This is a genomic window from Lysobacter enzymogenes (assembly GCF_900106525.1).
Classification (GTDB): domain Bacteria; phylum Pseudomonadota; class Gammaproteobacteria; order Xanthomonadales; family Xanthomonadaceae; genus Lysobacter; species Lysobacter enzymogenes.
The window spans coordinates 243,765-258,145 of sequence record NZ_FNOG01000005.1; the positions used below are offsets into that span (position 1 = coordinate 243,765).

General features: G+C 71.6%; 2 protein-coding genes. Both read right to left on the minus strand.

Going from position 1 to position 14,381, the window contains the following annotated elements; all coding sequences use genetic code 11:
- Nucleotides 1-33: 33 nt before the first annotated feature.
- Nucleotides 34-750, minus strand: coding sequence for an MBL fold metallo-hydrolase (locus tag BLU84_RS14400; protein ID WP_074868382.1), 717 nt, complete (start codon nucleotides 748-750; stop codon nucleotides 34-36).
- Nucleotides 747-14,333 (minus strand): SDR family NAD(P)-dependent oxidoreductase, encoded by a 13,587-nt coding sequence (locus BLU84_RS14405; RefSeq protein ID WP_074868385.1) that lies wholly within the window; start codon nucleotides 14,331-14,333, stop codon nucleotides 747-749. Before BLU84_RS14405 ends, BLU84_RS14400 begins: the two co-directional genes overlap by 4 nt.
- Nucleotides 14,334-14,381: the final 48 nt, after the last annotated feature.

A 14,381-nucleotide genomic window follows, 5' to 3' on the forward strand; every position in this document is an offset into this window, starting at 1 on the left:
GCGCGGGATGATGCGGCTGAGGCGCGGCGGCGCTCAGCGGAAGGCGACCAACTTGCGCGGGTCTTGGCCGCGCCGCAGGCGATAGGCGGCGAAGCTGCTCTGGTCGGGAAATTGCAGGTACATGTTCCAGCGCAGCAGCTCGGCGAACGGCACGCCGGGCCCACGCAGATAGGTATGGCCCGGATGGATGCGCGTGTCCGGCGCCAGTTCGCGCTTGAGCCGTTCCAGGCTGTCGAACATGGCGTGGGCGGCGGCTTCGTCGCGGCACAGGCCGCAGCCTTCGATGAACAGCACGTCGCCGGCGAACAGGTGCCCGCCGATGCGGTAGCACAGGCAGCCCGGGGTGTGACCCGGCGCCAGGATCGGCTCGATCCGCAGCGCGCCGAGCGTGCGCGGGGTCTCGTCGATGGCGAGCAGGCGCGGCAGGTCGAAGCCGCTGGTCTCGATCTCGCGCTGCGACATCCACACCGGGCAGTCGTGCGCGGCCGACAGTTCGCCGGCCAGATGCACGTGATCGAAATGGGCGTGGGTGATGGCGATCGCGCTCAAGGTCGCGCCGGCGCGCTGCAAGGCGGCTTCGAGCTTGTCGCGCTGCCAGGCCGGATCGACCAACAGCGCCTGGCGGGTGACCGGGTCCACGACCAGGTAGTTGTTGTTCTTCATCGCGCCGGCGGCGACTTCGATCAGGGTCACCTCCGGCGCGACCACGGCGTCGGCCTGCGCATGCGTCTGGGCGACGGCTGCGCTCATGCGTCCACCGCTTCGGTCGCCGCCGCCGCCGCGCCGGCGGCCGTCGCTGCCGTGCGCAAGGCACGCACGTAGAAGCCGTTCAACTCCACCAGCACCTCGCCGCCGAGGCTGAGCAGGCGCAGGTCGAAGCGACGCACGTCGCCGCCGGCCGGCGCGCCGCGGCTGGGCTCGGCGTAGGCGTAGCACTCCGGCAGCAGCGGGCGCCAGCGCTGGATCGAATCCAGCGCGAACGGCAGGTAAGGCACGTCGTCGCCGCCCTCGCCCGCCACGCCGAGCACGGTCTGCAGCGCCGCGTCGATCAGGCACGGATGCAGCAGGTACTGATCGAATTGCGCGCGCAACGACGGATCCAGGCCGATCCGGGCCAGGGCGTAGCCGGCGCCTTGATGCAGCGTACGCACGCCGCGGAAGCTCGGGCCGTAGTCGAAGCCGTAGCGGCGCAGGCGCTCGTAGCACTGCGCGCCGTCGACTGTGCGGGCGGCGGCGACGAGTTCGTCGACCGGCAGCGGCGCCGGCCGCGGCCGCGCGTGCGCCGGGCCGGTTTCGTGGAACAGGCGCGCTTCGCAATGCAGCACGCGCTCGCCGTGCGGGTCGAACGAGACCACCGCGCAATCCGTGCCGTGGCCGCTGGCGCGCAGCACCGTCTTGACCGGCTGCGGCACCGCACGCAGCTTCAGCGGCTGCGCCCAGACGATGTCCTCGATCCGCGCCACCGAACGCTCGCCGGCCAGGGTGCCGGCGATGCAGGCCAGTTCGACGAAGCCGGCACCGGGAAAGAACGGCTCGCCGTTGACGCGGTGGTCGCGGCCGTAGAACGCCTCGCCGGACAGGTGCGAGAGGAATCCGGTTTCGCGCAAGGTCGAGACGTTGCGGGTCAGCAGCGGGTGCAGCGCGGTTTGCGTCGCTGCGCTTTCCGCCGCGACGGCCAGCGCCGCGATGGGCCGCTGGCCGACCGCCGCATCCGAGACCCAATGGCGTTCGCGCGCGAAGCGGTAAGACGGCAGCGGCACACGCTGCGGGCGACGTTCGCCGTGCAGCGCGTCCCAGTCGGGTTCTTCGCCGCCGAGCCAGCGCTGCGCCAGTGCAGTCAAGTCGCCGCTAGCAAACAGGGCGCGGTGTTGCTCGCGCTGTTCGGGCTTGAGCGAACGCTGGCGCTGGTGCGGTTCGACCCGCGCCCGCAGCAGGCCCGATGCCTCGGCGCCGGCAGCGAGCGCATCCAGCAGTTCCAGCGCCTGGGCGCGGTCGGCGACGATCATCGCCGCGCGTTGTTCCATCGGTTCGCGGCCGCTTTGCAGGGTGTAGGCGATCGGGGCTAAATCGATGTGCTCGCGTTCGCGCAGATGCGCGGCCAAGGCTTGCGCGTTCTCGCCCAGGCGCTCGCCGTCGCGCGCCGACAGCACGATCAGCTGCGGCGCGGCGGTCGCTGCCACCGTAGCCGGCGCGACGTATTCCTCCAGCACCACGCAAGCATTGACCCCGCCCGCGCCGAACGAATTGACCAGCGCGCGGCGCGGCGCGCCGTCGGCCGCCGGCCACGGCGCCAGTTCGCGCTGCAGGCGGAACGGCGTGGCGGCGAAGTCGATGTCGGGATTGGGCTGGTCCGCATGCAGGCTCGGCGCCAACTGGCGATGGCGCAGCTGCAGAACCACCTTGGCCACGCCGCCGATGCCGGCGGCCGATTCGGCATGGCCGGCATTGCCCTTGACCGAACCGAGCGCGCACGACTGCCGCGCCGTCTCGCTGCCGAAAGCCTGGCTCAGCGAAAGCACTTCCAGGTTGTCGCCGAGCTGGGTGCCGGTGCCGTGGCCTTCGACATAGCCGATGCTGGCCGGCGCGGCGCCGGCACGCTGCAGCGCCTGCGCGATCAGCCGCGCCTGCGCCGCCGGATTCGGCGCCGAATAACCGTTGCTGCGGCCGCTGTGCTCGCAGGCGCTGGCGGCGACCACGGCGTGGATGTGGTCGCCGTCGGCGATCGCGCGCGACAGCGGCTTGAGCAGCACCGCGCCCACGCCCTCGCCCGGCACGAAGCCGTCGTCGCCGGCGCCGAAGCTGCGGCAGCGGCCGTGGCGGGCGAGCATGCGCTTGCGGCACAACGACTGGTACTTGGCCGGATGCAGGTACAAGTTGACGCCGCCGGCGACGGCGAGCTGGCACTCGCCGCGGCGCAGGCTTTCGCAGGCCAGGTGGATCGCCGCCAGCGACGAAGAGCAGGCGGTGTCGACCGGCAGGCTGGGGCCGACGAAGTCGAACATGTAGGACACGCGGTTGGCGATCGACCACGGCATCGCGCCGGGCGCGACCATGTTGCCGCGGCTCCATTCTTCCGGCGTGAGCAAATGATAGGAATTGGTGGTGACCCCGGCGAACACGCCGACGTCGCTGCCGCCGGCCTTGCCGTGGCGGCGCTTGAGCCGCTCACGGGTGTAGCCGGCGTCTTCCACCGCCGCCCACGCCGATTGCAGGAACAGCCGCTCCTGCGGGTCGATCAGGCGCGCGTCCTCGGCGGGGATGCCGAAGAACGCGGCGTCGAATTTGTCGTGGTCGTCGAGGAAACCGCCCTGATCGCAATAGATCTTGCCGGCCGCGGCCTGTTCGGGATCGGCGTCGTACAGCGCGGCCATGTCCCAGCGCTGCGCCGGCACCGGGCCGACCAGATCGTCGCCTGCGGCGAGATGGCGCCAGTACGCGTCGAGGTCCGGCGACTGCGGGAAGCGGCCGTGCAGGCCGATGATCGCGATGGGTTCGTCGGCGGCGAGCGGTGCTGCGGATGCGGATGCGACGACGGCCGGCGTCGCGGCGACATGGCGCAGCGGTGCGGGCGACTCAAGCGGTGCCTGCGGACGTAGATGCCGGCGCAATGCTGGCGCCGCTTCGCGCAGCAGGTACGCGGCCACCGCGGCTATGCTGGCGTGCTCGTAGAACAGCGTCTTCGGCAGCGCGCCGAGGTCGCGTTCCAGCGCGGCGTTGAGATGGCCGATCATGACCGAATCGACGCCGTAGGCTTCGAAGCGCTCTTCCGCGTCGATGCGCTCGGGCGGCAAGCGGATCTGTTCGCCAAGCAGCGCCTTGAGGTAGTCCAGCGCGGCGACGGCGAGCGCGTCGCCCGATTCGTGCGCGTCGTCGACGGCTTCGTCGTCGGTCTGCGCGAGCGCGCCCTCGCCCGCCGCGCCGAACTGCGCGCGCACGAACGCGGCGACCCTGCCCGGCGCGCCGTACAGCGGCAACACCGCGCCTTCCGCGCCGAACAACGCCTCGGCCAAGGCCAGTCCTTGCGCGTCGGGCAAGGGCTCCAGCCCCGACGCCCGACGCGCGCGCTCGATCTGATCCGCGTCCAGGCGCATGCCGCCCTCGGCCCAGTACGGCCACGCCAGCGACAAGCTGCGGCCGCTGCGTTCGCCGGCGCGCACGCGCTCGGCGCGGGCTTCGGCGAAGGCATCGAGGAAGGCGTTCGCATAGGCGTAGTCGCACTGGCCGGGATTGCCGAGCGCGCCGGCCACCGACGAGAACAGCACGAACAGATCGAGCGCGTCGCCCGCCAAAGCCGCGTCCAGGTTGAGCGCGCCGGCGACCTTGGCCGCGAGCACCGCCTCGATCTCGACGCCGCGCTTGTGCAGCGCATAGCCATCGCGATGGCTGCCGGCCGCGTGGATCAGGCCGTCGATGCGGCCGTGACGCGCACGCGCCGCTTCGGCCAGCGCCTGCGCCTGGACGGCGTCGGCGACATCGGCTTGCACGTACACGGCGTCGCCGCCGAGTTCGCGCAAACGCTGCAGGCGCGCGCCTTGCGCCGGGTCGGCCGGCGAACGCCCGCTCAGCACCAGACGCGCGTGATAGCGCAGCGCCAGGTGCTCGGCGAAGCGATAACCCAGGCCGCCAAGTCCGCCGGTGATCAGATAGACGCCTTGCTGCTTGATCGCACCGTCACCGGCCGGCGGCGCGAACACCGCGGCATCGCGCACTTGCCGCACGGAGCGTTCATCGCGCGTCAGGTAGCGCACTTCGCGCTCGCCGCCGGCCGGCTGCGCCAGTTCGGCGAGCACGCAGGCGGCGACCGCATCGGTTTCGGCGCCGGGCGCCAGGGCGAGGGTCTTGCCCTGGATCTTCGGGTTCTCCAGCGCCAGGGTGCGCAGGTAGCCGGCGAAACCGGCGTTGAGCGCGGTAGCGGTGTGTTCGTCTTGCCGCTGCAAGGCCAGCACGCGCAGCGCCCGGCTGTCGCCGTCGCCGAGCAGCGTCTTGAGCAGTCCGTGCAGCGCCAGCAGCGCTTGGGCCGGTTGCGCGGTATCGATGGCGTCCGCGCGCACCACTGCCTGCGGGCGGCGGCCTTGTTCGCTAAGGATCTGCAGCAGTTGCCGCGCTTGCGCTTCGTCGGCGAGGTCGGCGGCGAACAGATCGGCGTCGGGCTGGGCGAACGCCGCGCCTGCGGCGACCCGCACGACTTGATTCGAGCCGAGCCGGCGAACCAACGCTGCGCCTAGCGCCGGGTCGGAATCCAGCAACAACAGCGGGCCGCGCGGCGTTTCGGCCGATACCGGCAGCTCGCTGTCGCGCCATTGCAGGCGCAGCGACAGCGCATGCGCGGGTTCGGCCGGCGTTTGCATCGGCGACTGCGCCAGCGCGTGACCCGACGCGTCGATCGCCGCCGCTGGCAGCGACGCAGTGCGCACCCAGTAGCGCTCGCGCTGGAACGGATAGGTCGGCAACGATACCCGCCGCCCCGCGCCGGGCGCGTGCAACCGCGCCCAGTCGATCTCGACGCCGGCGATCCACAGCCGCGCCAGCTTGTCCAGGTCGCGCCGCTGCAAGGTCATTTCCAGGTAGGCCGCGCCGGCCTCGCCCTCGATCAGCGCCGCGGCGGCCTGCGCCTGGCGCGGATTGCCCTGGAACACCCCGTCTGTGTCGCCGTCCTGGCCCAGCCACTGCGCCAGACGCTCCGCCAGCATGGTCCGGTCGTCGACGATCAGCGCGAGCCGTTCGGCCAGCGGCGTGCGGCCGAGCTGGCTGGTATAGGCGATGTCGGCTAGCGTCTGCGCCGGCTCTCGGCGCAGGTGTTCGAGCATGCGCGCGCCGTACTCGCGCAGCGCGGTGCGGTCGCGCGCCGACAGCAGGAACAACTGCGGACCGGTCGCATCGTTGACCGGGCGCGCATCGTCGTATTCCTCGACGATCAGATGCGCGTTGGCGCCGCCGGCGCCGAACGAGCTGATGCCGGCGCGGCGCGGATGCGCGGTCGGCCGCGGCCATTCGCCCAGTTCGGTCTGGACCCTGAACGCGCTGGCGGCGAAGTCGATATGCGGGTTGGCCGGCTGCGCGTGCAGCGACGGCGCCAGCTGTGCGTGCTGGAGCTGCAGCAACACCTTGCTCAACGCGGCGATGCCGGCGGCCGATTCGAGGTGGCCGATATTGGATTTGACCGAGCCGATCGCGCACGGCGTGCGCTGCGCATCGGCGCCCGCGGCGAGGCCGAAGCCCTTGCTCAGACCGGCGATCTCGATCGGATCGCCGAGCGAGGTGCCGGTGCCGTGGGCCTCGACATAGCCGATGCTGTGCGCCGGCACGCCCGCCGCCGCCAGCGCTTCGCCGATCAGCTCGCCTTGCGCGAGCGGATTGGGCACGGTGTAGCCGTTGGTCTTGCCGCCGTGGTTGAGCGCGCCGCCGCGGATCAGCGCGAGGATCCGGTCGCCGTCAGCGAGCGCGCGCGACAGCGGCTTGAGCACGACTGCGCCGACGCCCTCGCCCGGCACGTAGCCGTCGCCGCCGGCACCGAAGCTGCGGCAGCGGCCGTCGCTGGCGGCGAAGTTGCCCTGGGCCAGGCTCAGGTACTTGTTCGGATGCGTGCACAGGTTGACGCCGCCGGCGATGGCCATCTCCACCGCGCTCTTGCGCACGTCCTCGGCAGCGAGCTGGATCGCGGTCAGCGACGATGAGCACATCGTGTCCAGGGCGAGACTGGGGCCGTGGAAGTCGAAGAAGTACGAGACCCGGTTGGCGATGGAGGCGAACGAAGAACTCGGCACGCCCTGCTCGCCGCCACCGACGCCGTAGAGCTCGTACTGGCCCCACATCGCGCCGACGTAGACGCCGACCTTGCGCCCGGCCACCGCTTCGCGGCGGTAACCGGCGTCTTCGAGCGCCTGCCACGCGGTTTCCAGGAACAGGCGTTCCTGCGGGTCCATCAACTCCGCTTCCTTCGGCGAGATGTTGAAGAACAGCGGGTCGAAGCGGTCGATCGCGTCGAGGAAGCCGCCCCACTTGCTGTAGGTCTTGCCGGGGCGGTTGCGCGCGGGATCGAAGTAGCGGGCGTGGTCCCAGCGGTCGGCCAGGATTTCGCCGATGCAGTCGCGGCCCTGACGCAGGTTGTCCCAGAACGCGTGCAGGTCGTCGGCCTGCGGATAGCGGCCGGCGAGGCCGACGATGGCGACCGGTTCGACGGCGTTTGCGCGCGCGGAGGGCGCGGCCAGACGCATCCGGCTGCGCGGCGACGCGGCGACGGTGGTCGTCGCGATGGTCGTCGCCGTTGCTGGCGTCGGCTGCACTGGCGCGGCGAGCTGTTCGGCCACCGCCTGCGGGAACGCGGCCAGCAGGTAATCGGCCACGCTGGCCAGGCTCTGGTGTTCGAACAGCAGCGTCTTCGACAGCGCGCCGAAGCGGCGCTCGAGCCGGTCGATCAACTTCAGGCTCTGCACCGAGTCGATGCCGTAGCGCTCCAGCGCCGCCTTGACCTCGACTTCCGCCAGCGGCAGCTTGAGCAGCGCGGCCAGTTCGCCGCGCAGGTAGCGGTGCAGCGGCTCCAGCAGTTGCGGCGCTTGAGCGTGCGATGTCTGCAGCTGCGGTGCGACGGCGCGCTCGTTCGGTGCGTTCGCCGCCGACTCAGCCCGCGCAGGCGAGACCGCCGGCTGCAGCGCCTGCGCCAGCCGCGCAGTGTCGCCATGCAGCACCAGCACGTGCGCGGCGCCGAGCGCCAGCGCGTGGTGGAACGCGCGCAGGCCAGCCTCGGTCGGCAACGGCGCCAGTCCCGACGCGGCGCGCAGCCGCCGCAGCGCTTCGTCTTCGATGCGCATGCCGCCGTCGCGCCACAGCGGCCAGCCCAGCGACAGGCTCAGGCCGTGACGTTCGCCGCGCGCCGCGCGCGCATGGCGTTCGCGTGCGAAGCGGTCCATGAAGCCGTTGCCGGCGGCGTAGTCGCCCTGCCCCGGATTGCCGAGCGCGGCGCTGAGCGAGGAGAACAGGACGAAGAAGTCCAGCGGCAGCGCGGCGGTCGCGGCGTCGAGCGCGCAGCAACCGGCGACCTTGGGCGTCAGCACCTGGGCGAAGTCGTCTGCCGACTTGCGCACCAGATAGGCGTCGCGGGTGGTACCCGCGCTGTGCAGCACGCCGTGCAGCGCACCGTGGCGGCGCAGCGTTTCGGCGACCGCGGCCTCGGCGCTGGCGCGGTCGGCCGGATCCAGTTGCAGATACTCCAGGCGCTTTGGCGCGACCGACCATTGCGCGCACAACTGCGCCAGTTCGGCCTCGCGCGCGGCGTCGGCAGCGGCGCGGCCGGTCAGCACCACGCGGGTGTCGGCGTGCGCGGCGAGGATCGCCTGCGCGAACGCGCGGCCAAGGCCGCCTAGCCCGCCGCTGATCAGGTACACACCGCCGGCCTTGAACGCCGGCGCGGCCGTGTCGGGCAACGCTTGCGGCAGCCAATGCAAGGCGGCGCCCGCACCGGCGGCGAAGCGCAGGCGCGTTTGCGCCGTATGCGCCGCGGCGGTGCGCAGGTGCGCGGCCAAGTTCGCGGCGTCGCTTGCGTCGCTGGCGATCAACTGAGCGCGCAGCAGCGGTTTTTCCTGGCGCGCGCTGGCGAGCAGGCCGGCCAGTCCTTCCAACAGGCTCGCATCGCCGTCGGCGATAACGCATTGCAGCAGCAGCGGCCGGGTCGACGCCGCGCTGAGCAAGGCCTGCAGCCTTGCGAACACCGCTTGCGCAGCGGCGGCGTAGCGTTCGGCCGGGTCGTTGTGTTCCCGCCAGTCGAGGCTTTCGATTTCGGCGCCCGGCAGCTGCGAACGCAACGCGTCGGCACCGAGACGCGACAGGTCCAGCAACATCACCGCATGGCGCGCTGCCGGCTCGGCATCCGCCACCGTAGCGTCCAGCGGCTGCCACTGCGGCAGCGCCAACAACGTACCCTCGCCCGCTTCGGCCTGCGCACGCGCCTGCCGCGACACCAGCCCGCGCAGCGCCACGCACACCTGGCCGAGCTCGTCGCACAGATCGATATCGAAGCGCGCCAGGCCCGCGCCGGCGCCGTCCACGCGCCGGGCCCAGGCGAACATGCGCGCCGAGCACGGCGCGTACAGCGTGGCGGATTCCAACGCGAACGGCACCAGCGCGGCCGTGGCGCCGGCATCGTCGCCGATGGTGCCGACAGCGGCCTGCAGCGCGCTGTCGAGCAATCCCGGATGCAGCCCATAAGCCGGATCGGCCGCGGCCGGCAGACGCAGCTCGGCCAGGGCTTCGCCGTCGCCGCGCAGCAAGCTCTCGATACAGCGGAAGCCGGCGCCGTAATGCAGGCCGAGCGCGGCGAAACCGGCGTAGACCTGCTCCGCCGAGCGCGGCTCGCGCTGCATGCGAGTGCGCAACGCGGCGAGATCCAGCGGCGCCGACGCGACCGGCGCGCCGAGCGCGATGAAGCCCTGGCAATGCGGCGCGGCCTCGGCATCCTCGCCGCTGCGCAGTTCGAATTGCAACGAATGCTCGTCGCAAGCTTGCAGCTCCAATTCCACCGTCACCGGTGCGGTCACTGCCAGCGGGCGGATCCAGGCGATATCGCGCAGTTCCAGCCCGCTGGACGGCGTCTGCGCCGGCAGCGCCAGCTCGGCCGCAGCGCGGGCCATTTCCAGGCAGGCCGCGGCCGGCAGCCACTTGCGCTCGCCCGCGCCGGCATCGACGCGGTGATGGTCGAGGAAGAATTCGTGGCCATCGAACTGCGAGCGATAGCGCTGGGCGTACAGGTCGGAGACGTTGGCGTGCAGCAGCGGATGCAAGACCGCACCCGTGCCCGCTCCGGCGACATGACCGCTGACGCGTTCGACCCAGTAGCGCTCGCGCGCGAACGGATACGCCGGCAGACTCAGCAGCGCCGGCCGCTGCGCGCCGTGCAGCGCGCGCCAATCCGGTTCCAGGCCCTTGACCCACAGTTCGGCCAGCTTGGCCAGCTTGCCGCGGGCGATCCAGCGCGCGATCGTTGCGGCCATGTCCTCGTCCTGGCCCAGCCGCGCCAGCCCGTCGGGGCCACCGTCGGCGTGGCCTTCGAAACAGACGGCTTCCACCGCTTCGCTGGCGCCGTAAGCACGCAGCGCCTGCGCCAACTGCGGCAGCGACTCGGCCAGCACGGCGAGACGATGCGGCATCGCCTCGCGGCCGCTTTGCAGCGTATGCGCGACCGCGCGCAAGTCGTGGTCCGCGCCGTCGCCGGCCAGGAACTCGCCGAGTTCGGCGGCCTTGCGCCGCAGTTGCGCGGCGGTGCGCGCCGACAGCGGGATCAGCGCCGCGCCGCTCGTCGCAGGTTCGATGGCCGCATCGTCGCGATATTCCTCGACAATCAGATGCGCATTGGCGCCGCCGGCGCCGAACGAGGACACGCCGGCCAGACGCGGGTGTTCGCGGCCGTCGAGCACCGGCGCGTCCCACTCGCGCAGGCTCTGGTTGACCACGAACGGCGTGGCGGCGAAATCGATATGCGGATTGAGCTTGGCCGAATGCAGCGACGGCGCGATCTGCTTATGCCGCAACTGCAGCAGAACCTTGGTAAGCCCGGCGATGCCGGCGGCCGATTCGCAATGGCCGATATTGGACTTGGCCGAGCCGATCGCGCAGAAGCCGCGCTCTTGCGTGTGCTGGCGGAACACCTGGGTCAGCGCGGCGATCTCGATCGGATCGCCGAGCTTGGTGCCGGTGCCGTGGGCTTCGATGTAGCCGATCCGGCGCGCATCCATGCCGCTTTCGGCCAGCGCCGCGGCGATCGCCGCGGCCTGCGCCTTCGGGCTCGGCACCGAGTAACCGTTGGTCTTGCCGCCATGATTGAGCGCGCTGCCGCGAATCAGGCCGTAGATGTGGTTGCCGTCGCGGCGCGCGTCGGACAAGCGCTTGAGCACCACCGCGCCGACGCCTTCGCCGGGGATATAGCCGTCGCCGCCTTCGCCGAAGCTCTGGCAATGGCCGTCGCCGGAAATGAACTGGCCGGCGCTGAGGATCAGGTACTTGTTCGGGTGGATGCTGACGTTGACGCCGCCGGCGATGGCGGCGTGGGTGCGACCCAGACGCAGATCCTGGCAGGCCAGGTGGATCGCAGTCAGCGACGAGGAACACATCGTGTCCAGAGTCATGCTCGGCCCGTGCAGGTTGAGCACGTACGAGACCCGATTGGCGACGCTGGCGTAGCTCAGCGGAATGCCCATGCGCTTGCCGCGCAGGCTGTTTTCCGCGCCGAACAACTGGTACTCGCCGTACATCACGCCGACGTAGACGCCGACCTGCCCGGCCGGGCCGCCGTCGCCGGCCTGCAACGCGGCGCGGGTGTAGCCGGCGTCCTCGACCGCCATCCAGGCGTGTTGCAGGAACAGCCGTTCCTGCGGGTCGATGAGTTCGGCGTCGACCGGAGGAATATTGAAGAACAGCGGGTCGAACTCGTCCACGCCTTCGATGAAGCCGCCCCACTTGCTGTAGTGGCGGCCCTCGGCGCTGCGGTCCTGGCTGTAGTAGTCGCGCCAGTCCCAACGCGAGGCCGGCACTTCGACGATGCAGTCGCGGCCGTCGCGCAGGTTGCGCCAGTAGGCAGCGACATCGATGGCTTCGGGATAGCGGCCGCTGAGGCCGACGATGGCGATGGGCTCGCGCGACGGCGGCGCGTCCGCGGCGCTCGCGGCGGCGCGGGCGCGGCGGCGGGCCGGGCGTAGCGAGGCCAGCGGCGCGGCGGCCGGCAGCGGCTGCGACGCGGGCACAGGTGCGGGCGCAGGCGTGGCGGCGGCCGACGCCGGCGCCAGCAGCGCGCCCAGCCGCGGGGCGTGGTCGCGGACGAAATAGCCGGCCAGTTCGGCGATGCTCTGGTACTCGAAGAACAAGGTCTTGGGCAGCGAGCCGAAACTGCGTTCGAGCTGGCCGGTCAGGTCCATCGCCAGGATCGAATCGATGCCGTAGCGCTCCAGCGGCGCTTGAGGATCGAGTCGATGCGCTGCCAGCTTGAGCACCTGGGCGAACTGGGCGCGCAGGAATTCGATGCAGCGCTCGTTGAGTTCGCCGGCGACCGGCGTCGCGGCGGCGGGAGCGGCCGCAGCAACGACTCGCGCAGTGCCCTCGCCGAACAGCCGCGCGCGCAGTTTCGCCGCATCGCCTTGCACGGCCAGCGCCTGCGCCGCATCCAGAGCCAACGCACGGTGGAACGCGCGCACGCCGTGCTCGCGGCTCATCGCACGCATGCCGACTTCGCGCTGCAGGCGCGCCTGGGTGGCCGCGTCCGGGGCCATGCCGCCGTCGCGCCACAGCGGCCACAGCAGCGACACGCAGCGACCGCGGCGCAGGCCTTGTCCGGCCAACGCGTTGCGGTGCGCGGCGAAGGCGTCGAGGAAGCCGTTGGCGGTGGCGTAGTCGCCCTGCCCGGCATTGCCGAACGCCGACACCGCCGAAGAGAACAGGACGAAGAAATCCAGATCGAACCCGGCGCTGGCGGCGTCGAGATGGACGGTGCCGGCGACTTTGGGTGCCAGCACCGCCGCAGCCTGCTCGGCGGTCTTCTTGAGCAGATAGTCGTCGGCGATGGCGCCGGCGCTGTGGACGATGCCGTCGAGGCGGCCGAAGCGTTCGCGCAGCGCCTGCAGTTGCGTGCTCACCTCGGTCGAATCTGCGAGATCGAGCGCGCAATAGTGCAAGCGCTCGCCGTGGCGCTCGCGCAGCGCGGCGAAACGCTCTGCGCGCTCGCCCGCCAGTGGTCCGCGGCCACTAAGCACGACTTGTGCGTGCGTGGTGGCGACAAGGATTTCGTCGGCGAACAAGCGGCCCAGGCCGCCGAGGCCGCCGGTGATGAGATAGACGCCGTGCTCCTTGAACGCCAGCGGCGCAGCGTCGGGCGCGTCGTCGAGCGCCTGCCAGCGCAGGGTTTCGCGGCGTCCGCCGAGGTAGCGCACTTGCGCGTCGGCGGCGCCGGAATCGGCTTCGGCGCGCAGGCGCGCGGCGAGCGCGACGGCGTCTAGACCCGCGCCGACCTGGATCAGTTGCACCGTCAGCGCCGGATTCTCTTGCGCAGCGGTGCGCAGCAGTCCGGCCAGGCCGGCGTTGAGTGCGCCCTCGCCTTCGCCCGCGACCACGCATTGCAGCAGCGCGCGGCCGCTGCGCTTGTCGCTGAGGATCGAACGCAGCCGTTCCAGGCAGGCCAAGGTCAGCGCGGTGTAGCGCTCAGCGGGGCCGCCGTCGGTGCGCAGCGCCTGCCAGTTCGCGCCATCGCCCGGATCCTGTTCGAAATCGGGCAGATCGCAGACCACCACGTGCCGCGCTGCGAACGCTTCGCCGTTGCCCGCGGGCAAGGCCTGCTCGCGCCAGTGCGGACGCGCAAGCAGGCAGGTCTCTTCGTCCTCAGCTAGGGCCTCGCTGTCGACGCCGCTGATCAGCTCGCGCGCCGACAGCCCGAGCAGGCGCACGCAGACGTCGCCGGCTTCGTCGCACAGGTCGATATCGAGCTTGGACACGCGCGCATCGGCGCCGCTGCCGGCGGCGTGACGAACCCAGGCGTACAACCGTTCGCCGGCGTCGCGATAGCGGCGCAGCGCATCCAGCGCGAACGGCAGCGCCGGGCGCCCGTCGCCGCGTTGCGCGATCAGCGCCATGCCCGCCTGCACCGCGCTGTCGAGCGCGGCCGGATGCAGCACGAAGCCTTCGCGTTCGCTCGCCTCGGGCAATTCGATGCGGGCCAGCAGTTCGCCGTCGCCGCACAGAACCTCGGCGACGCCGCGCAGGCTGGCGCCCAGTTCGATCCCGTGCGCGGCGATGGCGGCGTACAGGCGCTCGGCCGGCAGCGGCGCGGCGGTCATGCGCGCGCGCAACGCCGCCAAGTCCAGCGGCGCCGGCGCGGCATCGGCCAGCGGCGCCGCGTGGCCCTGAAAGTGCACGCGCTCGTCCTGGCTGTACAGCTCGAAGTCGATGCCCTCGCCCGCGGCGTTGGCGCCGTCGTCGTCGGGGTACAGCGCGAGCACCGCGGTGGTCGGCGCGTCCACCGTCAGCGGTTGCGCCCACACCAGATGGCGCAGTTCCCATTCGCGCGGCGCTTGCGGCGTAGCCCGCTCCAGCGCGGCTCGCGCCAGCTCCAGATAGGCCACGCCCGGCAGCACCCGCTGTCCGCGCACCCGGTGGTCGCGCAGGAAGAACTCGCTGCCGTCGAAGTCGCTGGCGAAGGCCAGCCGCTCCAGGTCGGAGACGTTGCGGTGCAGCAGCGGATGCAGCTTGGCCGCGCCGGCGCCGCGCGGGCGCGCGTACTGGCGGATCAGCGCCAGCGCGTCGGCGCGTGCGAGCTTCTTGCTCTTGAGCTGGGAAACCACGTACTCGACGAAATCGATCATGTCCAGTCCAGTGCGATCAGTGCGCCGGCGGCATGCGCCGGCATTGCG